Origin of the sequence: Brachybacterium sacelli (genome assembly GCF_017876545.1) — a bacterium.
In the GTDB taxonomy this organism is placed as follows: domain Bacteria; phylum Actinomycetota; class Actinomycetes; order Actinomycetales; family Dermabacteraceae; genus Brachybacterium; species Brachybacterium sacelli.
The window spans coordinates 1,988,478-2,012,500 of the sequence record NZ_JAGIOD010000001.1 but is presented as its reverse complement, the minus strand read 5'-3'; the positions used below and the strand labels follow the sequence as shown (position 1 = coordinate 2,012,500).

Annotated in this window: 20 protein-coding genes and 1 tRNA gene; 10 read left to right on the top strand and 11 right to left on the bottom strand. The window is 70.7% G+C overall.

What is annotated here, in order from left to right:
• Positions 1 to 263: 263 nt before the first annotated feature.
• The 3 genes from groL to JOF43_RS08980 form a co-directional block, all read right to left on the bottom strand.
• Positions 264 to 1,907, bottom strand: a complete 1,644-nt coding sequence (gene groL / locus JOF43_RS08990) for a chaperonin GroEL (protein WP_209901328.1) — start codon at positions 1,905 to 1,907, stop codon at positions 264 to 266.
• Positions 1,908 to 2,266: 359 nt separating this feature from the next.
• Positions 2,267 to 2,866 carry a LytR C-terminal domain-containing protein gene (locus tag JOF43_RS22965; protein WP_209901326.1) on the bottom strand — a complete coding sequence of 200 codons (600 nt, stop codon included), beginning with the start codon at positions 2,864 to 2,866 and terminating at the stop codon, positions 2,267 to 2,269.
• Positions 2,867 to 2,929: 63 nt separating this feature from the next.
• Positions 2,930 to 3,346: a DUF3263 domain-containing protein gene (locus tag JOF43_RS08980; protein WP_209901324.1), complete on the bottom strand. Its 417-nt coding sequence runs from the start codon at positions 3,344 to 3,346 to the stop codon at positions 2,930 to 2,932.
• Positions 3,347 to 3,425: 79 nt separating this feature from the next.
• On the opposite strand from JOF43_RS08980, the gene JOF43_RS08975 reads away from it, so the two are divergent.
• On the top strand, positions 3,426 to 4,103 hold the full coding sequence (locus JOF43_RS08975; RefSeq protein WP_209901322.1) for a uracil-DNA glycosylase: 678 nt from the start codon (positions 3,426 to 3,428) through the stop codon (positions 4,101 to 4,103).
• A gap of 55 nt (positions 4,104 to 4,158) precedes the next feature.
• Here the strand turns inward: JOF43_RS08975 and JOF43_RS08970 are convergent, their stop codons facing one another.
• The 3 genes from JOF43_RS08970 to JOF43_RS08960 form a co-directional block, all read right to left on the bottom strand.
• Positions 4,159 to 4,833 carry a hypothetical protein gene (locus JOF43_RS08970; protein ID WP_209901320.1) on the bottom strand — a complete coding sequence of 225 codons (675 nt, stop codon included), beginning with the start codon at positions 4,831 to 4,833 and terminating at the stop codon, positions 4,159 to 4,161.
• 115 nt (positions 4,834 to 4,948) lie between these two features.
• Complete coding sequence (locus JOF43_RS08965; protein WP_209901318.1) at positions 4,949 to 5,560, bottom strand: TetR/AcrR family transcriptional regulator; 612 nt, start codon at positions 5,558 to 5,560, stop codon at positions 4,949 to 4,951.
• On the bottom strand, positions 5,557 to 5,958 hold the full coding sequence (locus JOF43_RS08960) for a hypothetical protein (RefSeq protein WP_209901316.1): 402 nt from the start codon (positions 5,956 to 5,958) through the stop codon (positions 5,557 to 5,559). Before JOF43_RS08960 ends, JOF43_RS08965 begins: the two co-directional genes overlap by 4 nt.
• A 414-nt stretch (positions 5,959 to 6,372) precedes the next feature.
• Between JOF43_RS08960 and JOF43_RS08955 the strand changes: the two genes are divergently transcribed.
• The 3 genes from JOF43_RS08955 to JOF43_RS08945 all read left to right on the top strand — a co-directional run bounded on the left by JOF43_RS08955 (position 6,373) and on the right by JOF43_RS08945 (position 9,013).
• Positions 6,373 to 7,668 carry a variant leucine-rich repeat-containing protein gene (locus JOF43_RS08955; protein ID WP_209901314.1) on the top strand — a complete coding sequence of 432 codons (1,296 nt, stop codon included), beginning with the start codon at positions 6,373 to 6,375 and terminating at the stop codon, positions 7,666 to 7,668.
• A gap of 465 nt (positions 7,669 to 8,133) precedes the next feature.
• Positions 8,134 to 8,592: a hypothetical protein gene (locus JOF43_RS08950; protein ID WP_209901312.1), complete on the top strand. Its 459-nt coding sequence runs from the start codon at positions 8,134 to 8,136 to the stop codon at positions 8,590 to 8,592.
• A 7-nt stretch (positions 8,593 to 8,599) separates the two neighbouring features.
• Positions 8,600 to 9,013 (top strand): hypothetical protein, encoded by a 414-nt coding sequence (locus JOF43_RS08945; RefSeq protein WP_209901310.1) that lies wholly within the window; start codon positions 8,600 to 8,602, stop codon positions 9,011 to 9,013.
• 615 nt (positions 9,014 to 9,628) lie between these two features.
• Here the strand turns inward: JOF43_RS08945 and JOF43_RS08940 are convergent.
• The 3 genes from JOF43_RS08940 to JOF43_RS08930 all read right to left on the bottom strand — a co-directional run bounded on the left by JOF43_RS08940 (position 9,629) and on the right by JOF43_RS08930 (position 12,829).
• Positions 9,629 to 9,700 (bottom strand) — tRNA-Thr (locus JOF43_RS08940).
• An 88-nt stretch (positions 9,701 to 9,788) separates the two neighbouring features.
• The gene (locus JOF43_RS08935; protein ID WP_209901308.1) at positions 9,789 to 10,601 is read right to left on the bottom strand and encodes a DsbA family protein; all 813 of its coding nucleotides are present in this window, start codon (positions 10,599 to 10,601) and stop codon (positions 9,789 to 9,791) included.
• A 140-nt stretch (positions 10,602 to 10,741) separates the two neighbouring features.
• Positions 10,742 to 12,829 carry a serine/threonine-protein kinase gene (locus JOF43_RS08930; RefSeq protein WP_209901306.1) on the bottom strand — a complete coding sequence of 696 codons (2,088 nt, stop codon included), beginning with the start codon at positions 12,827 to 12,829 and terminating at the stop codon, positions 10,742 to 10,744.
• Positions 12,830 to 13,019: 190 nt separating this feature from the next.
• Here JOF43_RS08930 and JOF43_RS08925 point away from each other — a divergent pair, with 190 nt between their 5' ends.
• The 4 genes from JOF43_RS08925 (at position 13,020) to JOF43_RS08910 (ending at position 18,821) form a co-directional block, all read left to right on the top strand.
• Positions 13,020 to 13,697: an AIM24 family protein gene (locus JOF43_RS08925; RefSeq protein WP_209901304.1), complete on the top strand. Its 678-nt coding sequence runs from the start codon at positions 13,020 to 13,022 to the stop codon at positions 13,695 to 13,697.
• Between the two features lie 36 nt (positions 13,698 to 13,733).
• Positions 13,734 to 16,019 (top strand): circularly permuted type 2 ATP-grasp protein, encoded by a 2,286-nt coding sequence (locus JOF43_RS08920; protein ID WP_209901302.1) that lies wholly within the window; start codon positions 13,734 to 13,736, stop codon positions 16,017 to 16,019.
• The gene (locus JOF43_RS08915) at positions 16,012 to 17,079 is read left to right on the top strand and encodes a transglutaminase family protein (protein ID WP_209901300.1); all 1,068 of its coding nucleotides are present in this window, start codon (positions 16,012 to 16,014) and stop codon (positions 17,077 to 17,079) included. Before JOF43_RS08920 ends, JOF43_RS08915 begins: the two co-directional genes overlap by 8 nt.
• Before the next feature lie 275 nt (positions 17,080 to 17,354).
• Complete coding sequence (locus tag JOF43_RS08910; RefSeq protein ID WP_209901298.1) at positions 17,355 to 18,821, top strand: FAD-dependent oxidoreductase; 1,467 nt, start codon at positions 17,355 to 17,357, stop codon at positions 18,819 to 18,821.
• 153 nt (positions 18,822 to 18,974) lie between these two features.
• Here the strand turns inward: JOF43_RS08910 and JOF43_RS08905 are convergent, their stop codons facing one another.
• On the bottom strand, positions 18,975 to 19,277 hold the full coding sequence (locus JOF43_RS08905; protein WP_209901296.1) for a DUF559 domain-containing protein: 303 nt from the start codon (positions 19,275 to 19,277) through the stop codon (positions 18,975 to 18,977).
• A gap of 129 nt (positions 19,278 to 19,406) precedes the next feature.
• Here JOF43_RS08905 and JOF43_RS08900 point away from each other — a divergent pair, with 129 nt between their 5' ends.
• Positions 19,407 to 19,577 (top strand): hypothetical protein, encoded by a 171-nt coding sequence (locus tag JOF43_RS08900; RefSeq protein ID WP_209901294.1) that lies wholly within the window; start codon positions 19,407 to 19,409, stop codon positions 19,575 to 19,577.
• A gap of 609 nt (positions 19,578 to 20,186) precedes the next feature.
• Here the strand turns inward: JOF43_RS08900 and JOF43_RS08895 are convergent.
• A complete protein-coding gene (locus tag JOF43_RS08895; protein ID WP_209901292.1) occupies positions 20,187 to 21,398 on the bottom strand; it encodes a pyridoxal phosphate-dependent aminotransferase in 1,212 nt (403 codons plus the stop codon).
• A 341-nt stretch (positions 21,399 to 21,739) separates the two neighbouring features.
• On the opposite strand from JOF43_RS08895, the gene JOF43_RS08890 reads away from it, so the two are divergent.
• A complete protein-coding gene (locus JOF43_RS08890; RefSeq protein ID WP_209901290.1) occupies positions 21,740 to 24,010 on the top strand; it encodes an alpha-galactosidase in 2,271 nt (756 codons plus the stop codon).
• Positions 24,011 to 24,023: the final 13 nt, after the last annotated feature.

Genomic DNA, 24,023 nt, shown 5'->3' with positions numbered 1-24,023 from the left:
CCTGTCCGCAGGAGGTCCCGGGGCCGCACGGAGCGTCCAGGACGGGTCCGGGGCACCGTCCGCGCTGGTGGCAGCAGTGCCTGTCCGCATCTCCGTCGCGGCCTCGAACAGAGTGTCAGGCGACCCGCGACCCGCTTCACCCCTTGCCACCTGTTGCCGCTGGGCCGGCCAGACACCGCCCTCGCGCACAGCGAAGAGCCCCGATCCTCCGGAGAGGATCGGGGCCCTGAGCGCTCCGGGAGGAGCAGCAGGTGATCAGCAGATCACATCATGCCGCCCATACCTCCCATGCCGCCCATGCCGCCCATGTCGTCGCCGCCACCCGCGGGGGCCGGCTCCGGCTTGTCGGCCACGACGGCCTCGGTGGTCAGGAACAGGCCCGCGATGGACGCCGCGTTCTGCAGCGCGGAGCGGGTGACCTTGACCGGATCGATGATGCCGGCGGCGAGGAGATCCTCGTAGGCACCGGTGGCCGCGTTCAGGCCCTCGCCCACGGGCAGGGACTTGACCTTCTCGGCCACGACGCCGCCCTCGAGACCGGCGTTGACCGCGATCTGCTTGAGCGGGGCCTCGACGGCGACCTTGACGATGCTCGCACCGGTGGCCTCGTCCTCCGAGAGCGCGAGCGTGTCGAAGGTGTCCTTGCCGGCCTGCAGCAGCGCGACGCCGCCACCGGCGACGACGCCCTCGTCCACGGCGGCCTTGGCGTTGCGCACGGCATCCTCGATGCGGTGCTTGCGCTCCTTGAGCTCGACCTCGGTGGCGGCACCGGCCTTGATGACGGCCACGCCGCCGGCCAGCTTCGCCAGACGCTCCTGGAGCTTCTCGCGGTCGTAGTCCGAGTCCGAGTTCTCGATCTCGGCACGGATCTGGGAGACGCGGCCGGCGATGCGGTCGGCGTCGCCGGTGCCCTCGACGATGGTGGTCTCGTCCTTGGTCACGACGATCTTGCGCGCCTGGCCGAGCTGCTCGAGACCGGCGGTCTCGAGCTTGAGGCCGACCTCCTCGGAGATGACCTGGCCGCCGGTGAGGATCGCCATGTCCTCGAGCATCGCCTTGCGGCGGTCGCCGAAGCCGGGGGCCTTGACGGCCACGGACTTGAAGGAGCCCTTGAGCTTGTTGACGACGAGCACCGCGAGGGCCTCGCCCTCGACGTCCTCGGCGAGGATCGCGAGCGGCTTGCCGGCCTGGATGACCTTCTCCAGCAGCGGCAGCAGGTCCTTGACCGAGGAGACCTTGGAGGACAGCAGGAGGATGTAGGGATCCTCGAGCACGGTCTCCTGGCGCTCGGCGTCGGTGACGAAGTACGGCGAGATGTAGCCCTTGTCGAAGCGCATGCCCTCGGTGAGCTCCAGCTCGAGGCCCATGGTGTTGGACTCCTCGACCGTGATCACGCCTTCCTTGCCGACCTTGTCGAGCGCCTCGGCGATGAGCTCGCCGATGGCCGGGTCGGCCGCGGAGATTCCCGCGGTGTGCGCGATCTGCTCCTTGGTCTCGATCTCCTTGGCCTGCTTCAGCAGGGTCTCGGAGACCGCGGCGACGGCCTGGTCGATGCCGCGCTTGAGCGCGATCGGGTTGGCGCCCGCGACGACGTTGCGCAGGCCCTCCTTGACCAGGGCCTGGGCGAGGACGGTGGCGGTGGTGGTGCCGTCGCCCGCGATGTCGTCCGTCTTCTTGGCGACCTCCTTGACGAGCTCGGCGCCGATCTTCTCGTAGGGATCGTCGAGTTCGATCTCCTTGGCGATCGACACGCCGTCGTTCGTGATGGTGGGGGCGCCCCAGGACTTCTCGAGCACGACGTTGCGGCCCTTGGGGCCGAGGGTGACCTTGACGGCGTCGGCGAGCTGGTTCATACCCCGCTCGAGGCCGCGCCGGGCCTCCTCGTCGTAAGAGATGAGCTTGGCCATTGTGGAATCTCTCCCGTGTGGTGTGGTGTCCACCCGACCCTGTGCCCGCGACGGACGGTACCCCGCGCCGTGTTCATGTCCCACGGCGCCGGATCCCTCACGGGGCCGGAATGTTCGTGGCCGGCCGACGGTTCTCCGCCGACCGATCAGGCTCACGACGCCCGAGTGCGGCCTCGCCGTACGGCGCTGTCACTCTCGATCATCGAGTGCCAGATCATCATAAGCACTCGGGGCGGGAGAGTGCTAACTCCTCTCGCCACGGATCACGGGTTCCGCTGTGGGCCGACGACGCAGAACGCGCGCCGTCCGTCCCGGGAGGGAGGCCGGCGCGCGTCCGCGGCTGCGTGGGGCGGGGCGGATCAGCCCTCTCCGCCGCCGTCCCCCTCGCCGCCGCCGTCGCCGCCCTCGTCGGGCATCTCGACGGCCACGAAGGTGATCCGGGCGTCGTACTCGTCGCTCTGGCGCGCCTCCCCGGCGCCGACCTCGTCCGCCAGGGCCTGCGCGCTCTCCTGGTCGGCCTCGTCGCGGAAGAACACGACCGGCTCCTGCTGGACGTTGTCCGACGTGTTGAGGCTGACGTCCTCCCAGTCCGCGCCCTCGAGGTTCTCCTGCCAGGCGCCCGCCATGCCGTTGATGCCGCCCGCGTTGACCACGAGGATCGGGATCGACTTGTCGGCCTCGGGCGGCGCCTCGCTGGTCTCCTCCTCCGCAGGCGCGGAGCTGCTCTCCGAGGCGGCCGGGGTCGTCGGGTCCTCGGCGCGCTCGTCACCGCCGCCGCCCATGCCCCCGATGAGGAAGAGCAGCACGATCAGCATCACCAGCGCAGCGCCGATGATGACGATGTAGAGCAGGTTCTGACGCCAGAACGGTTCTTCGGCACGGTGGGCGCCATGGAAGGACACGGCGTCGGCCTCGTCGTCGAAACGGTCCGGCGGGTACGGATACTGGGAATCAGCCACGACCCCATTAAACCTGCTCCACCGGGTGCGGCGGCGGAGCACACGCCCCGGAGGTGGCGTCCGTCAGGCGACGCGGCCGGAGCCGTCGGCCGCATCGGGGCCGTGATCCGAGGTGCGTCGGCCCCGAAGGCGATTGACCACCGCGGGGGCCGCGCGCAGCGCCGCAGGATCGTCGAGCAGGGCATTGAGCCGCACGTAGTAGGCCACCTTGGAGATCCCGATCTCCTCGCGGATCGCGCGCTCCTTGGCCCCGACGTAGCGGAAGGTTCGCGACTCGAGCCCGAGGATCTGCCGGTCACGATCCGTGAGGGCCCCCTGCGGTCCCGGCAGTGACGTATCGGACATCATCGCGGGGGTGTCATCGGCTCCCGCGTCGGGCCCGGAGACGTCCTGCGTCGGGTCCGCGAGCTCCCGCGCGGTCCCGTCCGTCTCCGCGGAGCGCGCAGCGCCATCGGGGTGGCCGGCGGGACGAGAGGGCATGGCCCAGAGACTACGCGGCAGCCGGCGCCGCCCCCGGGACGGCTCGCCGCACCCGGGGCGACGATGGAAGACTGCTCACATGCCGAAGCCGCTCACCGAGATCATCAGTGCCGACTGGGCCCGGGCCCTCGCCCCCGCCGAGGATCGGATCCACACCCTGGGCGAGTTCCTCCGCACCGAGGTCGAGTCCGGCCGCGGGTACCTTCCCGCCGGGGACCGGGTGCTGCGCGCCTTCACCCGCCCGATGTCGCAGGTGCGGGTGCTCATCGTCGGCCAGGACCCGTACCCGACGCCGGGGCATCCGATCGGGCTCTCCTTCGCCGTGGACCACGACGTGCGTCCGCTGCCGCGGTCGCTGACGAACATCTACACCGAGCTCGAGAGCGACCTGGAGATCCCTCGCGCCGCTCACGGCGACCTCACCGCGTGGCAGGACCAGGGCGTGCTGCTGCTGAACCGGGTCCTGACCGTCACCCCTGGAGCGCCCGCCTCGCACCGCCGACGGGGCTGGGAGGAGATCACCGAGCTCGCGATCCGCGCGCTGGTCGAGCGCGGCGGCCCGCTGGTGGCCATCCTGTGGGGTCGCGACGCCCAGTCCCTGATCCCGATGCTCGGGCAGGTCCCGCATCTGACGAGCCCGCATCCGAGCCCGCTGTCGGCCTCCCGCGGCTTCTTCGGCTCCCGCCCGTTCTCCCGCGCCAATGCGCTGCTGGAGCAGCAGGGGGCGGCGGGCATCGACTGGCGGATCCCCGGCTGAGGCGCCGGCTGCGGGAGGGCCGGATCGGCCCGGACGGTCAGGTCTGTCAGGTCGGTCAGGCCGGGTCGGTCCAGATCCAGCTGTCCAGCATCGCGGTGATCTCGGGGGACACCTCCGTCGCACCGTGGCTCTCCACCATGATCTGCAGCACCTGGTCGCCGACGTCGGCGCAGTACATCTCCGAGATCGCCTCTCGGTCATCATGGGTCCCCAGGGCGCGATAGGCCGGCAGCTCCTTCCCGTCCAGGGTGAGAGGGTCGATCTCCGTCGGGTCCTCGACCTCGTCCCAGGAGAACCCGATCCAGGTGGCCTGGGAATCGCACTCCGCCTTCGCATGCAGATCCGAGTCGAACACGTACACGGCCAGGGAGTTGGTCGCCATCTCCTCGGCCTCGACCTGCTCGTCGCGGAGGTCGAGCACCATGCCGGTCTCCTTGTCCTCCTCGGTGATCTCGTCCTCGACCCAGTCCTTCGGGTACTGGAGGCCGAAGTGCTCCCCGGAGTACTGCGCCATCTCGGGAGCGGAGGACTCCGAACCCCCGCCACGGCCGACCAGATAGATCACGCCCCCGGTCACGGCGATCAGCAGCAACAGGATCAGCAGCACCGCACAGCCCAGCGCGATCCACATCCCGGTGCGCGAGCGCCGCGGCGGCGTCGGGTCCGGTGTGCCGGGCCCTTGCGCGAACTGTCCCTGCCCGAACTGCCCCTGATCCGGTTGTTGCCCCATGTCCCCTCCTGGCCTCTCGGCACCGTCCCTGGTGGGTGGCGTCGCCTGCCGGGCTCCGGTCCATGGTAAAGGAGCACCCGGAGGGCAGCACGGCGGGCGGCCTCGAGAGCGCCCCTCAGGGACGCGGCATCATCCCCGTGAGCAGGACGTCCACGATCGCGTCGGCCGTCTCCTCGGCGTCGATCCCGGGCCGGGCGCGCACCTGGGACATCATCATCTCGACCGCCCCCTGGTAGGTGAGGGCGAGGGCTCGCACGTCGGCCTCCCGGGCGATCGACCCCTCCTGCTGCCCCCGGCGGAGGAGACGTTCCTGACCGACGAAGGTCTCCTCGAAGTCCTCGATGCCGAGCACTGGGCGTCCGTGCTCGTCGCGCAAGGCGGAGACGATCTGCTCGAGCGCCGCGAGCTCGCGCTCGTGGGATCGCGCGAGACGGGCCGCCGCACGGACCGCGGACCGCAGCAGGTCCGGGACGGGCGCCTCGAGGTCCACCTGCCGGGCGACCTCCTCGCGCAGCCGGGCGAGCGCGGCGCGGGCGGTCGAGGCCATCAGCTCGTCGCGACCGGCGGCGTAGTGCGAGACGAGCGCTTTCGAGACCCCGGCTTGCACGGCGATCGCCTCCAGGCTCGCGGCGGCGAATCCCTTCGCGGCCACCGTCTCCAGGGCGGCCTCCAGAATCAGACCCCGGCGCTCCGCTGGAGGGAGTCGCCGCCGGGCCACCGGGCTCATGCCGCCTCCCCCGCCCGGTCGGCGCGGGCCGCCGCCCGGGCGACGCACACGAGGATCCCGGCCATGAGTATCGCGATCATGACCATCTCGAGACGCATCCAGGCCGGGAACAGCCCCGGGACCAGTGCCTCGATGACATTGGCGAGCAGCAGCACGGCGGCGATCAGACCGCTCGCGCGCAGCGCGGTGCGACGCCCCTGGCGAGCCCGCCGCAGCCGCAGCGGCAGGAGCACCCCGAGGACGAGCACGATCATCGCGTGGATCCACGCCTCCGCAGGGGCCTGCGGAGGCGCCGCGAGACTCAGCACGACGAGGGCGAGCACGGTCCCGCTGACGATCACGAGGTAGAGGGTGGTCAGGGAGCGGGCGATGTCGAGCGGAGTCGTGGATGCCGTCATGCGATCCACGCTATTGGCCGTTCGGTCAATAGGCAATGGGTCACAGCGAGAACCGCTGTGAAGGTCCCGGGCCGACGGAACGCGCCGTGCCTGTGATCGCCGATGCAGGTCCCCTTCTGCGGCTCCCGAGTTCCGTCCGGGCACGACCCAGTGATCGGCAGTCGCATGGAGTGCGTCACGGAGCAGAGGAGACCACGACGGCGACGCGGCACCACCTGCAGCCGGTGACTGCGCCGCTGGTCATCGGGATGCCTCTCGTCCTCGACGCCACCGCGAACCCGGAATCGACGGCGGCGGGAGTGGACCGTCGCGGGTCGTGGTGTCAGACTCTCGGGGTCCGCGGCACGCCTCGCACTGCTGCGGCGAGGTCCTGGGCGCGCCCGAGAGCCCGTGTCGACACCGAGGGAGACGTCTGTGGCAGAGCCACGATCAGCGGCAGAGGAAGCCCGCGATCCGCGTACGACGCCGGAGCGCCTGCTCGAGCTCACGGAGAAGCATCCGCAGCTGCAGAAGCTGATCGTGCTCAACCCGTCGTGCCCCGAGGTGGCGCGCCAGTGGATCCTCGCCACGAATCCCTGGGCCAAACAGGCCTACGAGGAGCAGGCCGGCGGCGATGCCGAGGGTGCTGATCTCGCGGCGGATCCCGATCCGGAGGCCACCGACGAACAGGAGGATGCGGCGGGCGGGCCCGCGACGGCGGCGCTCGATCCGGTCGACGCCCCGGGCGCCCCTGACGACGCTGACGACGCTGACGACGCTGACGACGCTGACGATCCTCCCGCCGGGAGCGGCGAGGACCGCGACCGCGATGACACCGCGGACGCTCCCGTCGCCGCCCCGGCCCCGTCCACGCAGTCGGCACCCCCGTCGGCCCCCGCGGAGCCCGAGGAGGTCTCGGTGTGGGGCGACTACCCCGACGAGGCGCTCTGGGGCACGGCCCCGGCCTCCGCCGCTCTGCCCGCCGTGGGCACGTCCGACCCGGCAGCGCCCGGTGGGACCAGCAGCGTCCGGGTGGCCGACGACGCCGGCGTGGTGCCGCTCGGCCCGACCGTCGCCGACAGTGGCGCTGCTGCTGGTGGAACTACTGCCGGTACGGCCGCGGCCTCCGGCGCGTTGCCTCCTGCCGACGCCGGTGACGACGGAGAGGACGAGGGCCGCTCCCGTCGCCGCACCTGGTTCGCCTGCGGCGGCTGCCTGCTGCTCGTGCTCATCCTGCTGATCGCCGGGATCTTCGCCGGCCGAGCCTGGTTCGGCGAGGACGAGGACGCCTACCAGCGCGACAGCTCCACCACGGCCGCGGAGTCCTCCGAGGAGGAACCGAGCGCGGAGCCCACCACCCCGGAACCGGACCCCGTCTCCCCCGCGCCCGAGGGCGCGATCGAGCTGAACACGCTCCAGTCCCCTTCCGGGAACATCTCCTGCACCCTGGAGGAGGACTCGGCCTCCTGCTCGCTGGAAGAGAGCAACTACTCCGAAGCCGATCTCGAGGACTGCGAGGACGGCCCGTTCTCGATCGCCGTCGGCGGCGAGGAAGCCGGCCTCGACTGCGGCTCGCCCTCCCTCCCTGAGGACGCACAGACCCTCGAGTACGAGCGCAGCGCGAAGCACGGCGACATGGCCTGCACCAGCCGCTCCGAGGGCATGACCTGCTGGAACGTCATGACGGGTCACGGCTTCATGGTGAACAGGGCGACGTACGAGACGTTCTGAGGGTCCGCTTCCCCGGGATGCGGCGGACGGGGCCCGCGATGCGTCACTGCAGTGAAGAGAGCTGGAGACGAGATTCGAACTCGCAACCGCCTGTTTTGCGAGGGTGGCCTACTGGGAGAAACTCGCTCTACCCCACTCCTCCCACTGACCTGCACGTAGGCCGCCTCCAGAGCCACCAGCGCATGCAACCCCTCGAGGCAAAGCGGTGACGAAAGCGGTAGCGGCACCACCGTCCACGCCTTGCCGCACTTCGAGTACACAACGAAGGCCCCTCCCAGCGACATGCCGGAAGAGGGCTTGCTTGCATTCGGGAGGAGGTGCGCCCTACTGCCAGCGCCCGTCGGCACCATCTGGCCGCCATCCCGACTCGAACTCGAGGCAGGCCTCAGTTGACGCGAAGCGTCGACATATGTTCAGGTTTTTGTGCAAGGTGTAGCCATCCGCCCACGACGGCGAAGGACGAGCATGGACCGGCGACTATTCTTCAGGACTGCGACCGTGCTCGCGTCGACAGCAGGGATCACAGCCTTCACCCCACCCACCTGGGCGCAGACCCACAAGGATGAGGAGTCGACACTTCGACCACTGACTGCCGACGAATGGCGACAAATCGAGAAGGCCGCGCTAGACGCGGGTGACAAGGAATCGGCAGATGCTGCAGCAGAGGCTGCAGCTCGGGCCGAATCCACTATCACCCCGCGCGTCATTCCCACCGCGATAAAGCAAGCTGCCAAGGCCGCTCTTCGCTATGGTCGCGGAGCAATTCCGAAACCCATCCGGCCATACACTGACAAGATCCTCGAGGGCCTCGACAACGCAAACGCCTGGACTGAAGCGGCCCTCACGACGAGCTTCATGAGTGCGGGGATCCCGCCGGACGTCTCGCAACAGGCGGCTTGGTGGCTCACCAATATTGTCGTCTGAACTCCCCATGAAGCTCCTTGCGGTGGTGACGGTCGCCGCACTGCTGTTCGGAGCAGTGACCGTCGCCATACTGCCGACCATCGGCGTTACGGGCCTGGCCCTCCTGATGGGCGTCCCCTTCCGCCTCGACTGGCACTGGACCTTGATCGCTGCCTGCGGAATCTTCATCCTGTGGTTCATCCTGTCGACGAAGTCGGATACGGCTATCCGCGCTGCTCTGAACAGAAAGTCACGAGCCCATCAGGAGATCGCTACCAATCTACTCTCCTTCGCACTTCTCGCACTCGGCTACAGCCTGATTGCTGAGAGCTTCTGGGCCGCGGGCCTCATGGCCGCTATGGTGTGCAGCATCTATATTGCTCTCCGGCCCGTGATAGATAAGGCTGAAGCTGCATCCCGAAGTCGTCGCCCGCAGAAGTGACGGAGCGTTCTCGTGGACGTCGGCGTGCGCGCCGTGCGGTGCCGATTTACCGGGGCCGCACACGCGGCAACGCGCGACCCGTTACTGGCCTGAAGTGAACAGGCTTGATGTGTCAACTCTATGATCACGTGTCGGGAGTCGTCAGTGAGCTCGGGGCTGGCGGTGAGCCCCTGCCCGGCAACGGTGATGGTGGCGTTCTGGAGCGGGCTCACATCACCACTGCTCGCGGCGTGATTGAGCATTTCGTGGCGATCTGGTCGCGATATCCCCGGAGCGTAGCTCCATCCGCGATTGCGCCAACATCCACACAAGTTCCGCAAGGCTCTCGATCACAAGGACGCGAGCCTCCCGTGGGCCATACCCCACGCTTTCCGCCGCACCTACGCGACGAACCTCCTCCTACAGGGCCAGTCCCCCATCGCCTGGCCGCCCTGCTGGGACACATGGACCCTTCGTTCACGCTCAAGGTCTACGGCGGCTGGAAGAGCACACCGGACATCGAAGGCCCCGTCCTCGAGGGGCCTGTTCGCCGTCACCGCGAACGCCAATCCGGTGGTGAAAGCGGTGACAGGGGTCAGCCTCTCGAAGCACTCCATCCATAACACCTGGTCATCGAGCTGGAGACGAGATTCGAACTCGCAACCGCCTGTTTACAAGACAGGTGCGCTACCGTTGCGCCACTCCAGCAGGAGGGGCCGACCGACGGATCGACCGGCCCCCTGAGGTCTAGCAGTCTAGACGAGCCTGCTCGGCCCGCGGACCTCGCGACGGCTCATCACTTGCCGCCGTCGGAGGCCGCTGCCTCCCCGGTCGCGGCCTGGACCGCTTCGGCCAGAGCGCCCTCAGTGGTCCACTCCTCGAACTTCGTGCCGTCGATCTCGACGTACGGAGTGCCGGAGGCGACCGACGAGGCGTAGGGGTCGGCCACCTCGCGCACCCAGCGCACATAGGCGCCGTCCTCGATCTTCGGCTGAACCGCCTCGGAGGCACCGGCCTCCTTCGCGTAGCCCCAGATCTCCTCGTCGCTGAGACCCGCGCTGCCTTCGGCGGGCTGGTTGGCGAACATCAGCTGCATGAACTTCAGGGCCACCGCGGGATCCTCCTCGTAAACGGCGGCCAGCGCGCTGGCCGCCCGGGAGGAGTAGTCCCCGGAGGAAGAGGCGGTGTCGAGCGCGTTGCGCGGCACCAGGTGGAGGGTGACCTCCTCCTTCTCGACCATCTCGGCGACGTCCTGGCCGTTGATCTCCTCGAAGGTTCCGCAGTGCGGGCACATGAAGTCGAGGTGCAGCTCGAGCTCCGGTTTCCCGGAGTCCTCGGGGGCGCCGAGGGAGAGGTAGGGCTGGTCCTCGCTCATCCCGGCGGGCACGGCGACCGGCCCCTCGGGCTGCATGGACTTGTAGATCAGAAGGCCGATGCCGCTGAGGATCACGAGGGCGACGACGGTGATCGCGGCGATCACCACGGTGCGCACCGTGCGCTGGCGCCGCTGCTCGGCCTGTCGCTGCGCGCGCAACGTCTCACGCTGGGCGGCGCGGCGCTCCTGCGCTGATCTCGACGGGGAGGACTTCGGCGAACCGGACGGGGCCATGGATTCTCCTCGCCCCGCTCCGGGGCTGCGGTGGGTGACAGGTCGGTGAGAGTTTAACGGTCCGCTCCTGAGCGGGGCCGGGACTCATGGGGCAGCTCACCACGAGGCTGCGGATCACAGCATCGCACCGGCTCCGCCGATCATCGCCTCCACAGCGCGATGTCGTCCAGCCGTGGCCCGCCGGGGAACGGGAAGTAGTCGACCGTCCCCTGCCGGGCGAGCAGCGTGAAGACCACCGCACCGACCAGCAGCAGGAGGAGCACCACGACGACAGCGGTCCAGACCGCGTCGGGCGCGGCGGCATCGAGCATCCGGTGCGCGCCGTTGCGGGTGGTGCGAGACCCGATCCCCACCCAGGTGATCAGCAGCGTCACCGCCATCGCGGCGGCGAAGGCGACACCGTCCGGCGGTGCCGCACCCTGCAGAAGGGTCCAGGCGGCGTCGATCGCGATCCCCACCAGGACGCCGAGGATCAGCGGGAACAGCGCCTGCAGGACGATCTCGAGCAGTCCCAGCAGGAACGTGAACGGGCTCGCCATCCCGGCGGCCCACAGCGGACCATTGCCCCGCGACCCGCGCAGGCGCTTCCCGGCCACGGAGCGGTGGGCCCGCTCCCAGGTGCGCGCGAGGGCGCCCAGCAGCAGGAACACCGTCAGCGCCACGTACGGCGCGACCGCGGCGAGGGTGACGATCAGCAGGTGCCCGATCCACACCAGCAGCGAACGACGGGGCGGCGGGGGCATCGGGTTCGCCCACGCACCGGGAGGAGCCATCGGCCCGTTCCCCGCCGCGGGGTAGCCCTGCTGCCACCGCGGGTCCTGTCCCGACGGCGCCTCCTGCTGCACCGGCTGCTGCTGCACCGGAGATGTCTGTGCCGCCTGCTGGCGCGGGGCCTGCTGAGGGGGCGGGGCGGCCTGCTGCGGGGCGCGCTGGACCGGGCGCCCCTCGCCACCGGGGAAGCCCGTCTCCGGGGGCGGCGCCGACGGAGGCACCACCGGCATCTGTCGGGTCGGCGGGCCGGTGACGGGCAGCGCCTCGGTCGGCGCATCCTCTGCGGCGTCCGTGCGCGGCAGTGCCTCGGTCGCCGGCTCAGCCGGGGAGTCCACTCGCGGCAGGGTCTGGGTGGGCTGCTCGGACGGGGTCGTGACCCGCGGCAGCACCTCGGTGCCCGGCTCCGCGCCGTCGTCGGACCCGGAGCCCTCGGGCTCCCCCCTGCTCCCTGTCGCCCCCGCAGTGGCTCCGGCGGCACCTGCGGCCGCGGCTCCGGCGGCGGCCGCACCGGCCGGCGCCGCCGCGGTGCGACCGTCCGCACGCAGCGCTTCCGTCGGCCCCGGGTCCTCGTACCGGCTGAGGTCGAGCTCGGCCAGGCGTGCGAGCAGGTCCTCCGGGGCGGGGCGCTCCGTCGGCTCCGACTGCAGGGCGGAGCGCAGCCAGTCACTGAGCTCGATGGGCACCCCGTCGATGTCGATCTCCCCACGCTCGGCGCGCAGGAAGACCAGGTCGGCGCGTCCGCTGCCGTAGGGCTCGCGACCGGTCGCCGCGAACGCCAGCAGCGCGGCCCAGGCCCACCAGTCCCCCGCCTCCCCGGTGTGGTCGGTGCGGATCACCTCGGGGTCGAGATAGGCGGCGGTGCCCATCACCAGACCGGTCGAGGTCAGTCGCGACTCCTCGGCCGCGATCGCGATCCCGAAGTCGATGATCACGGGATCCAGGCGGTCGCCGTCCGGGTCGAAGCCGGTCAGGTCCTCCTCGGTGGTCCCGCGCAGCAGCACGTTGCTCGGTTTGAGGTCACGGTGGATCACTCCTGAGCCATGGATGGCGCGCAGTGCATCGCCCATGGCCAACCCGATCTCGCGCACCGCCTCGGGGTGCAGCCCGCCGTGGGCGCGCACCGCGTCCTCGAGCGTCGGGCCGGGCACGAACTCGGTGACCACGAACGCGTCCGAGGAGTCCAGCTCCGCATCCAGGATCCGCACGATGTTGTCATTGCGCACCAGCTTCTGCGCGGCGACCTCGCGGGCCAGGCGCTCGCGCGCCCGGGGGTCGTCGGAGACCTCATGGCGCAGCAGCTTGATGGCCACGTCGCGTCCGTCGGCGTCCTGGGCCCGGTAGACGATGCCCATCCCGCCCGTGCCGATCTGGCCCTGGATCTCGTATCCGGACTCCTCGGCGAGCGCCATCAGCCGCGGATCGCGGCGGGCGCGGCGGGAGGAATGCGACTCGACCATGAGCACATGCTACGAGGCCCGCCGCCGCCGCCGAGGCCCCGGCTTCACCGCTCCCCCACAGCCTCCACGCCGATTCCGCGCTCGCCACCTCTCCCGAGCCTGCGCAAGGTCGTGAGACCATCGCGGGTGCGGCGCGGTGGGTGCCGCGGCGACCCGGGCCGGACCGGGCACCCGAGAGGAATGGGCCTCCATGCGCTCCAATCTGTTCGACGCGGCGAACCAGGAACGGCAGACCACCGACAGGTGGGCCCTGCAGTCCTCCAAGCTGCTGCGCTGCTCGCTGACCCCGCAGGCCCCCGAGATCGTCTCCGCTGCCGGCGCGATGGTCGCCTACCAGGGGCAGATGGACTTCGCCTACCAGGGCTCCGGCGGCGGCATGAAGCTGCTGAAGAAGATGGCCACGGGTGAGGGCGGCAACATGATGCGCACCACCGGCCAGGGCGAGATCTTCTACGCCCACCAGGCCGACGAGATCTTCCTGATCCAGCTCGAGGGCGAGGCCCTCACCCTGAACACGAAGAACATGCTCGCCTTCGACGGCTCCATCCAGTGGGACATCAAGTCCCTCGGCGGTGCGGGATTCATGGCCGGCGGACTGTTCAACCTGTTCCTGCAGGGCCAGGGGATGGTCGCCGTCACCTCCGACGGGCCGCCCATGCTGCTGGACTGCTCCCGCCAGCCCACCTTCGTCGACCCCCAGGCCGCGGTGTGCTGGTCGGCGAACCTCCAGCCGCAGATCAAGAACGACTTCAAGATGAGTTCGCTGGTCGGGCGCGGCTCCGGAGAGTCCTTCCAGCTCGGCTTCCACGGGCCGGGCTTCGTGGTGGTCCAGCCCTCCGAGGGGATGCCGGTGGTCACCTCCTCCTGAGCGCGCTCGCGGGACCAAGGTGCCTACCATGGTGCGGTGAGCATCGCACCACCGCAGGCCCTGGCCGCCGCGCTGACCGCGCTCGGCCCCCGGGGTCGGCGCCGGGCCGCGACGTCGGCGTCCGCGATGATCGCCGCCGACGTCTCCGTCGCCCCGCCCGTCGTCGATCCCGTCCCGGTCGTCCTCGACCCGGAGGACTGGGAGACGATCTCCACGGGCCTCGTCCAGCGGATGCGGCTGCTGGACGCCCTGTACGCGGACCTCTACGGGCCGCGCACCGTGCTGAGCACCGACGTCGCCCCGGTGTCCGAGCTCCTGCAGGACCCCGCCTATCTCCGCTCCGCGATCGGGATCCCCGCCCGCAGCGGCCACCACCTCTTCGCCCTGACCAGCACTCTCACCCGCACGCAGGACGGCTCCTGGGTGGTGCTCGAGGACGCGGTCGACGTGCCGGACGGTGCCGGGACCACCCTCGAGGTGCGTCGTGCGCTCTCCCGCTGCGCCCCGACGCTGTACCGCGCGACGGCGCTGCGCCGCCTGCACCCCTTCTTCGACTCCGTCCGCACCGCCCTGCACCACCGCACCCGCACCGACGGCCGCGCCGGACGGACCGTCGTGCTCACCGACGACGACGTCGAGGACCCGCTGCGTGCCTTCGACGACAGCTGGTTCGCGAACCTGCTGGGAGCTCCCGTGGTCTCGGCGGGTGATCTGCGCACCGGCTCCGGCACCCTGACCCTCCGCCTTCCGGGCACCGATGCCGATCCCGGGGACGCGGTCGATGCGCTGATCCGTCTGCTGCCCTCTGAGTTGCTGGACCCCCTCGACCTGGGGCCCACCCGGCTCGGCGGCGTCACCGGGCTGATCGAGGCCGCCCGCTGCGGCGACGTGGAGGTGCTCAACCCCTTCGGGGCGGGCCTGCTGGAGAATCCCGCGCTGCGCGAGGCCCTGCCGGACCTGTGCCGTCAGATCCTCCACGAGGACCTCCAGCTGCGCCCGTCCGTGCCGGCGTCCACCAGCGGCCGTGCGGGCTGGCTGTCGATGGACCCTGACGGCGGCGACGAGCTGGTCGAGCGGCCGGTGCGTCTGCGCGTGCTGGTGGTCGCCTCCGAGGACGGCTTCGAGGTGCTGCCCGGCGGGGTCGCGCTCACCGACGACGAGGGACCCGAGGCGCTCAAGGACGTCTGGGTGACCGTGCCGGAGACCTCCGCGCTGCCCGCCGGCCCCGGGGAGGAGCCGGACGCGGCCGAGCAGAGCGGGGCGGTCCCCGCGGTGCTGACCCGCGGTGTGCTCACGGCCTACCCGGCGATGACCCGGTCGATCGGCTCGGACCTGTTCTGGTTCGGCCGTTACCTGGAACGGGTCGACTCCACCACCCGTCTGTTGCGTACCGTGCTGGACACCTCCAACGACCTCGGCTCGGAGCACGGCCCCACCGCCCGCACCGCCCAGGCCGTGCTGCTGGGCGCGGTCACCGACGTCACCACCACCTATCCCGGATTCCTCGCCCGGGACCCCCATGACCCGGACGACGTGCGCACCGAGATCACGAGCCTGCTGACCGATGTCGGCCGCCCCGGCTCCCTCGCCCAGTCCTACGCCTCCCTCGCCCACACCACCCGCACCCTGCGTGATCTCATCTCCGACGACGTCTGGCCGGTGATCGCGCGCATGCGAAGTCGCTTCCACACGCTCGCCGGTCAGGACTCCCAGCCGCTCGAGCAGGGACTGACGGACATCGTCGACGGCTGCCTCACCCTCTCGGGCGCGGTCGCCGACTCCATGCCGCGCAATCTCGGCTGGGACCTCACCGAGATCGGGCGGAAGCTCGAGCGGACCATGGGGCTGTTGGCCCTGCTGCGAGCCACCCTGGGTCGGCGCCGCAGCCGCGCGGCCGAGGCCCGCATCGCCGGCGCGGTCGCCCTGATCACCGAGTCCGGGGCCTCCTACCGCCGCACGTACCACGCGGCGGTGCAGTCCGAGCTGCTGCTGGAGCTGCTGCTCAGCGACGCCACCCTGCCGCGCTCGATCGCCTTCCAGCTGGACCGGCTGCACTCGACGCTCGACCGGCTGCCGGAGGTGACCCCCTCCCCCGAGCTGCGCGCCCCGCTGACGGCGCTGCGCGGACGGATCGGCGCCTGGGAACCGCGCGAGCTGCTGCGCCCGGCCGACGGGGCCGATGCCTCCGACGGCGCCCCCACCGCTCTGCTCGAGGAGGCCGACGCCGCGATCGCCACGCTGCGCGAGCTCGCCAGCGCGCTCGAGAGCCGCTACTTCCGACCGTCCGAGTCCACCTCGCTGTGGGGGGTCGGCGATGTCTGAGTATCCCCAGGAGCACCCCGAGACGCCCTCCGGTCAGCCGGCACCCCGCGCCCTGCACGAGCAGTCCGCCCCCGATGCGTCGGGCGCACCATCCGCTCCGGTGGTCCCCCTGCGCCTCGAGGAGGAGGCGGCCGCCGAGGCGGTCGACTACCGGGTCCACCATCTGACCAGCTATCGCTATGCGAAGCCGGTCTCGCGCAACTACGGCCGCGCCCACGTCGAGCCCCGCGCCACCCCGCACCAGCGGGTGCTCTCGCACGAGGTGGTCGTGGACCCCTCCCCGGCCCGGCTGACCGCGCACACCGACTTCTACGGGAACTCCTCGACATATCTTCTGGTCGACGACGTCCATGACCGGCTCGACGTGCACTCCCACGCCCATGTGACCGTCTCGGTGCGCCGCTACGCCGCCGAGGCGATGTCACGGCCCTGGGAGCAGTGCACCGCGGAGAACTGGGGCCAGCTGCTGCCGGCCGAGGGCATCGACTTCGTCCATCTCTCCCCGCGGGTCCCGGCCCTCGCCGCCGCCCGGGAGCTCTCCGCGGCGGTCTTCACGCCCGAGCGCCCGATCGGCGAATGCCTGGCCGAGCTCACCGCCCTGATCCACAGCGATTTCACCTATGACTCCGGCGCCACCACCGTCACCTCCACCCTCGCGGAGGTGCTCGCCGCCCGTCACGGCGTGTGCCAGGACTTCTCGCACGTGGGCGTGGCCGCCGTACGGGCCGCGGGGCTGGCCGCCCGGTACGTCTCGGGGTATCTGCGCACGGCACCGTCGGCCGAGGGCGCGCTGGGCACGCGCCCGGCCGGGGAGATGATCGGCTCGGCCGCCTCCCACGCATGGCTCAGCGTGCTGGTGCCCGGCACCGGATGGGTGGACATCGACCCCACCAACCGCACCTTCGTCGACCAGCGCTTCGTGACCACCGCCTGGGGCCGCGACTACGCGGACGTCCCCCCGCTGAAGGGCATCGTCGTCGGCCCGCCCGGAGCGACCAGCACCCTGGACGTCGCTGTCGGCGTCGTGCCGGTGACCACCGGGGGCTCCACCCCGGAATGACCTGCCACATCGCGACCCCCGGATCCTGGGCCGCGGCGCCCCGCGAGATCCGTGCGACGACGTATGACGCACATCGACAGAGATGAACGAGAGGGCGGACGTGCTGGTCACCGGATCATTCGCCCTGCAGCCGGAGCTGATTCGGCCAGCAGCGGGTAGTCCGGCTCACACGGACCGTTCCGGTGATGAATTTCGCGTATACAGTGGTGCGGAAATCAGCGTGTGCTCGACGACGCACCCGACCCGGCGCCTCCGCGCCACGAGACCGAGGTGAGATGTCCTTCTCCCAGCAGCCCTTCCGCCTGGCCGTCATCGGTTCCGGCCCCGCCGGTGTGTACGCCGCCGAGACTCTGCTCCGCGCCCCGCAGGTCAAGAACGGGGAGCTCGAGGTCTCGATCGACCTGTTCGACCGCATGCCGACGCCGTTCGGGCTGATCCGCTACGGTGTCGCCCCTGATCATCCGCGGATCAAGGGCATCATCACGGCCCTGCACCGCATCCTCGGTCGCGGCGACATCCGTTTCCTCGGTGACGTCGAGTTCGGCACCGATCTCACGGCGGAGGATTTGCGCGCCCATTACGACGCGGTCGTCTTCGCCACCGGAGCCCTCAAGGACGCCGACCTCGACGTCCCCGGCATCGAGCTGGAGGGCTCCCACGGCGCAGCCGACTTCGTCGCCTGGTACGACGGCAACCCGGACTACCCCCGCACCTGGGAGCTCGACGCCGAGAAGGTCGCCGTGATCGGCAACGGCAATGTCGCCCTCGACGTGGCGCGGGTGCTGTCCAAGAGCGCCGACGAGCTGCTGCGCACCGAGATCCCCGCCAATGTCCACGAGGGCCTGCAGGCCGCGAAGACCACCGATGTGCACGTCTTCGGCCGCCGCGGCCCCGCGCAGACCAAGTTCTCCCCGCTCGAGGCGCGCGAGCTCGCCCACCCCCACGGCCTGCAGGTCGTCATGGACCCCCGAGACGTCGAGCAGATCACCGACGCCGAGTGGGAGGTCATCACGGCGGACAAGCGCACCGACCAGGTCACCCGGACTTTCGTCGGTTGGCTCGAGGAGCAGCAGCAGCGCGAGGAGACGGGCGAGGAGCCGACGGACAAGCACGGCGGCCCCGTCAACCGCCGCCTGCACATGCACTTCTGGCACCGGCCCGTCGAGGTGCTCGGCGAGGACGGCAAGGTCACCGGGATGCGCTTCGAGCGCACCCGCCTGGACGACGAGGGCCGCGTCGAGGGCACCGGCGAGTTCGTCGACTACGAATTGGGCGCGGTCTACCGTGCCGTCGGCTACCACGGCTCCGAGCTGCCCGGCATCCCTTACGACGCCGAGCGCGGCGTGATCCACAACGCCGCCGGTCGCGTCACGGGACCCGACGGCGCGGTCGTGCCCGGCATGTACGCCAACGGCTGGATCAAGCGCGGACCGGTGGGGCTGATCGGCGCCACCAAGTCCGATGCGATCGAGACGGTCACCTCGCTGCTCGAGGACATCGAGGCCGGCACGCTCACTCCCGCGCCCGAGCGGGACGGCGACGCGATCCTGCGCCTGCTCGAGGACAAGGGCGTGCCGTTCACGACCTGGGACGGTTGGATGTCCCTGGACGAGCACGAGAAGGCCCTCGGTGCCGCCGCGGTGGACGCCGACGGCGAGCCCCGTGCCCGCGTCAAGGTCGTCGAGCGCGAGGAGATGGTCTCCGTCTCCCGCTCCGGCATGCCGGAGCCCTCCCACTCCTGAGGCCTGCGCACCGCACGGCGCCCAGCCCTCACACCGTCCGACGTCTGCCCCACGCAGCGATGCACCCGCCGATTCCCTCGATCCGCTTCACTCATGGTGCGGATCGAGGGAACCGGCGTTCCCGGATCGCGCGTCGCGGGACCGCTGCCGGCCTCAGTTCTTGAGATCGGCGGTGTCCGCTGACCGGATGCTCTCATCCAGGAGGGCGAAGAAGTTTCGCGGGTCCCGATGGTCGTCCACGGTCATTCGCAGCACCGACCATCCCTCACGGTGCAGCAGCTCGTCCTTGCCATGATCCTTGCGCTTCTGCTCAAGGGTGAAGTGGTGCTCGCCGTCGTATTCGATGGCGATCTTCCAGTGCGCATAGGCGAGATCGATCCAGTACCGCGTGCCGGTGACGGGATCGCAGATCGGACGGTTGGTCTCGGGCTCCGGATACCCTCGGCGCACGAGCATCAGGCGAGTGGTGGTCTCCCGTGGGGAGTCGACCCAGTTCCTCGCCTCACGCACCGCGGCTCTCAGCGCACGGACGCCGGGCGCGTGCACGTCGTGACAGGCTGTTCGCACCGCGTCCACGGACAGCCGATGACCCCTGCGGAGTCGGGAGCCCAAGGAGTCGACGCAGGCCACGAGCTCGTCATGGGCGAGCAGAGGGGCGAGATCGAGGAGCACGCTGATCGGGTGCTCGATCCTGATCCCGTCATGGAGGAGCGAACGACGATTCCTGCGCACGTGGACGACGAGGCCACGCGATGAGGCCCTCTTGGCCTCGGGTCCGATGCTGCAATGGACCGGCGCGCCCTCGCCCCAGGTCAGCGGTCCGGGCAGCGGCAGACGCAGGAGCTCTGCCGCGGTGACGTGGCTGATGAGGCCCCCGGGGGACGACTCGCCTCTGCGCGACCCGTGCAACGTCTCGGAGCGGGGCGAGATCCTCGCTCACCGTGTAACAGCCGGGCAGCACCCTCCGGAACTCTGGCGAGGACAGACGACGCGTGCTCACGCCCATCCTGAGCAGGCCGGCTCGCGTGAACACCCGCTGTGGCGGCACATCGGCCCGTCGCCCCTGTCGTCTCCTGGTCATACGACGACGCTAGGAACAGCGCTCGACGCCGTGAACCTCCTCCCCTGCACTGTGGATGGGAGCCCCGTGTGGAGGACAGAGGTACCGAGGTCTCGCTCACGACGCTTCCCGCCAATTCACCTCAGTCCTGACAGCGCGCCGATTCCCTCGATCCGTATCACCTGTGCGCCGGATCGAGGGAACGGGTGGCGCCCGCCAGCGTGGCGCCTCGGAGAGCCGCCCGACAGGGGCAGGGCATCCCGTCCGCGCCGGAGCGCCCCGGCCCCGGCCCGCGGCCTCCGCACTCAGCGTCGGATGGAGGCGAGGTAGTCGCCGATGCGGTCCACGGCGTCCTCCAGCAACTCGACCGAGGGCAGCGTGACCAGGCGGAAGTGGTCCGGGGTGTCCAGATTGAAGCCGGTGCCGTGGGTGACCAGCAGCTTCTGGGAGCGCAGCAGGTCATAGGCGAACTGCTCGTCGTCCTCGATCGCGTACATCTCGCGATCGAGCTTCGGGAACATGTACAGCGCCCCCTTCGCCTTGACCACGCTGACGCCGTCGATCGCACTGAGCCCTTCGTAGGCGACGTCGCGCTGCTCGCGCAGGCGCCCGCCGGGCAGCAGCAGCTCATGGACGGACTGGTATCCGCCCAGCGCCGTCGCGACCACGTGCTGGGCCGGCACGTTCGGGCACAGGCGCATGTTCGAGAGCACGTCCAGGCCCTCGATGAAGCTGGTGGCGTCGTCCTTCGGGCCGTACAGCGCCATCCAGCCGGCCCGGAAGCCCGCCACCCGGTACGCCTTGGACAGCCCGTTGAAGGTGATCGACAGCAGATCGGGGGCGAGGGAAGCGATCGGGGTGTGGACCGCATCGTCGTAGAGGATCTTGTCGTAGATCTCGTCGGCCAGGATCATCAGGCCGTGCTTGCGAGCGACCTCGACGATGTCGCGCAGCACGTGCTCGGGGTAGACCGCGCCGGTGGGATTGTTGGGATTGATCACCACGATCGCCTTGGTGCGCTCGGTGATCCTGTCGGCGATGTCGGTGACGTCGGGCCACCACTCGGACTCCTCGTCACAGCGGTAGTGCACGGCGCGACCGCCGGCGAGGGAGACCGAGGCCGTCCACAGCGGGTAGTCCGGCTGCGGGACCAGCATTTCGTCACCGTCGTCGACCAGCGCCTGGCACACCATCTGGATCAGCTCGGAGACCCCGTTGCCGAGGTAGACGTCGTCCAGGTCGATGCCGGGCATGTCCCGGGTCTGGTAGTACTGCGCGACTGCGCGACGGGCCGCCGGGATGCCCTTGGAGTCGGAGTACCCCTGCGCGGTGGGCAGGTTCCGGATCATGTCGACGAGGATCTCGTCAGGCGCCTCGAAGCCGAACGGCGCCGGGTTGCCGATGTTCAGCTTGATGATCTGGTGGCCCTCTGCCTCCATGCGCGCTGCTTCGGCGGGGACGGGTCCCCGGATCTCGTAGCAGACGTCACGCAGTTTGGAGGATTGGGTGAAGATCATCGGGCGCTCCTGGCTCTCCTGTGTTGATCAGGGTGGGGGCCAGGGTAGCGCCGCGGACCGGATGCACGGTGCGGCGCCCGCGATACGCACGCGACCGCGCCCTCGAGTCAGGTGCGAGGCAGGGCCGGATCGGGGCGAGGCGAGGGTGGGGCGAGGCCGAGGCAGGGCCGGGCCGCGCGGGGGCGAGGCGGGCCCCCGCCGGGACTCGACACCCCCTTGACGTCCGCGCAACCCTTTAGTTTCATAGTTTCAGTTAAACGCGGCGGAGTGGCCGCCGGCACACGCTCCTTCGCCGCGCGCCGGCACCACCCGCTCCGTCCGTCCCGCCCCGGAGGTCATAGATGTCCCCACGCCGGCCCTCTGCCGACACCGTCGGCACCGCTGACGCCGCCGGCATCGCCGTGACCGCCCCCGCACCGGGAGCCAGCCAGCGCCTGCACCTCAGCGCCTCCGGGGTCTCGGCGGTCCTCGACGTCACCGACGGCCGCTGCCCGGCCCTGGTGCACTGGGGCGCGGAGCTCGGCGCCCTCGGCGCGGCGGGCCTGGACGCGCTCGTCGCGGCGAGCATCGAGCCGGTCCCCCACAACGCGGTCGACGTCCCGCTGCGGGTCGGGATCATCCCCCAGCAGTCCGACGGCTGGATCGGCCGGCAGGGCCTGACCGGCTCACGGCCCGACGGCACCGGCTGGTCGCCGCGCCTGGTCACCCACGAGATCACGCTCGACGGTCACCCGCTGACCGCCGCGCACACGGAGACCGGCGCCGCCCTGGTGCGCTTCGACCTCGCCGACGCGGAACTCGGTCTCGCCGTCGTGCTCGAGGTCGAGCTGCTCCCCACCGGACTGCTGCGCCAGCGCGCGAGCCTCACCAACACCGCCACCACGGCGTACACGCTCGAGGAGCTCACCGTGACCGTGCCGGTGCCGGGGGACGCCGAGGAGCTGCTCGACTTCGCGGGCCGCTGGGGCAAGGAACGCACGCCGCAGCGCAGGCAGTTCACCGTCGGCACCCATCTGCGCGAGAACCGCCGTGGCCGCACCGGGCCCGACGCCGCGCACCTGCTGCATGCCGGACGGCCCGGCTTCGGATTCCGACGCGGCGAGGTGTGGGCGGTGCACACCGCGTTCTCCGGCAACCATCGTCACGTCGCCGAGCAGATCAGCACCGGCACCCGCGTGCTCGGCGGCGGCGAGCTGCTGCTTCCCGGTGAGCTGGTGCTGGATCCCGGTGAGGAGTACGTCGGCCCGTGGCTCCACGGCTCCTACGGTGACGGGCTCGACGCGGTGGCCTCCCGCTTCCATCGCCACCTGCGTTCGCGCGCGCACCACGTGGACACGGCGCGCCCGGTGACCTTGAACGTGTGGGAGGCCGTCTATTTCGACCACGACCTCGCACGGCTCACCGAGCTCGCCGACCGCGCAGCCGCTCTCGGCGTGGAGCGGTTCGTGCTCGACGACGGCTGGTTCGGCTCCCGGCGCGACGACACCTCGGGGCTGGGCGACTGGGTGGTCTCCGCCGACGTCTGGCCCGACGGCCTGGGCCCCTTGGTCGACCACGTCACCGGCCACGGCATGGAGTTCGGCCTGTGGTTCGAGCCCGAGATGGTCAACGAGGACTCCGACGTGGCTCGCGCCCACCCGGAATGGATCATGGCCCCGTCCCCGGACCGCATGCCGTTGCCCTCCCGCCACCAGCAGGTGCTGAACCTGTCGATCCCGGAGGCGTTCGCCCACGTGCTGGGCCAGATGAGCGCACTGCTGGAGGAGTACGAGATCGGCTACCTCAAGTGGGATCACAACCGCGACCTGCTCGAAGCCGCCACCCGCGGCACCGGTCGCGCCGCAGTCCACGCCCAGACCCTGGCCGCCTACGCCCTGATGGACGCGCTGAAGGCCGCCCATCCCGGGCTCGAAATCGAGTCCTGCTCCTCGGGCGGCGCCCGCGTCGACCTCGGAGTGCTCGAGCGCACCGACCGGGTGTGGGTCTCGGACTGCATCGATCCCCTGGAGCGCCAGCAGATGAACCGCTGGACCGCGCAGCTGATCCCGCTCGAGCTCATGGGCAGCCACATCGCCTCCGGCGCCTCGCACGCCACCGGCCGCCTGCACACCCTCGATTTCCGTGCCGCGACGGCCCTGTTCGGGCACCTCGGCATCGAGTGGGACCTCACGCAGGCGAGCGAGGAGGAGCTCGCCTCCCTGCAGCGCTGGATCGAGCTCTACCGGGCCCGGCGCGAGCTGTTGTTCACCGGTGACCTGGTGCGGGCCGACCGCGGCGACAGCCCGCTGTGGCTGCACGGAGTGGTCTCCCCGCAGCGCGAGCGCGCCCTGTTCACGCTCGCCGCCGTCGGCCGTTCGGATCGTTCCCAGCACGATCGGCTCCGCTTCCCCGGCCTCGACCCCGAGGCCACCTACCGCATCCTGCCGCTGCCGTCGCGGGCCCGTACCTCCAGTCTCGTCCCGCCGCGCTGGATGCAGTTGGCCGAACAGGCCGCTGCCGACGGCGGCGCCCTCGTCCCCGGCACGGTCCTGACCCGCTCCGGTCTGGCCGCTCCCCTCCTCGATCCCGAGCAGGCCCTCCTGTTCGACATCACCCGCGTCGGAATCTCCTGATCTCCCGCGCCCC

Coding starts and splice junctions, on each gene's coding strand:
- JOF43_RS08970 (WP_209901320.1), bottom strand. CDS start 4,833: ATGGGGCAACAACCGGATCAGGGGCAGTTCGGGCAGGGACAGTTCGCG.
- JOF43_RS08905 (WP_209901296.1), bottom strand. CDS start 19,277: ATGCTCGTGCGCCGAGGGTATCCGGAGCCCGAGACCAACCGTCCGATC.
- groL (WP_209901328.1), bottom strand. CDS start 1,907: ATGGCCAAGCTCATCTCTTACGACGAGGAGGCCCGGCGCGGCCTCGAG.
- JOF43_RS08965 (WP_209901318.1), bottom strand. CDS start 5,560: ATGAGCCCGGTGGCCCGGCGGCGACTCCCTCCAGCGGAGCGCCGGGGT.
- JOF43_RS08945 (WP_209901310.1), top strand. CDS start 8,600: ATGAAGCTCCTTGCGGTGGTGACGGTCGCCGCACTGCTGTTCGGAGCA.
- JOF43_RS08925 (WP_209901304.1), top strand. CDS start 13,020: ATGCGCTCCAATCTGTTCGACGCGGCGAACCAGGAACGGCAGACCACC.
- JOF43_RS08915 (WP_209901300.1), top strand. CDS start 16,012: ATGTCTGAGTATCCCCAGGAGCACCCCGAGACGCCCTCCGGTCAGCCG.
- JOF43_RS08980 (WP_209901324.1), bottom strand. CDS start 3,346: ATGCCCTCTCGTCCCGCCGGCCACCCCGATGGCGCTGCGCGCTCCGCG.
- JOF43_RS08895 (WP_209901292.1), bottom strand. CDS start 21,398: ATGATCTTCACCCAATCCTCCAAACTGCGTGACGTCTGCTACGAGATC.
- JOF43_RS08900 (WP_209901294.1), top strand. CDS start 19,407: ATGACCCCTGCGGAGTCGGGAGCCCAAGGAGTCGACGCAGGCCACGAG.
- JOF43_RS08910 (WP_209901298.1), top strand. CDS start 17,355: ATGTCCTTCTCCCAGCAGCCCTTCCGCCTGGCCGTCATCGGTTCCGGC.
- JOF43_RS08935 (WP_209901308.1), bottom strand. CDS start 10,601: ATGGCCCCGTCCGGTTCGCCGAAGTCCTCCCCGTCGAGATCAGCGCAG.
- JOF43_RS08890 (WP_209901290.1), top strand. CDS start 21,740: ATGTCCCCACGCCGGCCCTCTGCCGACACCGTCGGCACCGCTGACGCC.
- JOF43_RS08960 (WP_209901316.1), bottom strand. CDS start 5,958: ATGACGGCATCCACGACTCCGCTCGACATCGCCCGCTCCCTGACCACC.
- JOF43_RS08950 (WP_209901312.1), top strand. CDS start 8,134: ATGGACCGGCGACTATTCTTCAGGACTGCGACCGTGCTCGCGTCGACA.
- JOF43_RS08930 (WP_209901306.1), bottom strand. CDS start 12,829: ATGGTCGAGTCGCATTCCTCCCGCCGCGCCCGCCGCGATCCGCGGCTG.
- JOF43_RS08975 (WP_209901322.1), top strand. CDS start 3,426: ATGCCGAAGCCGCTCACCGAGATCATCAGTGCCGACTGGGCCCGGGCC.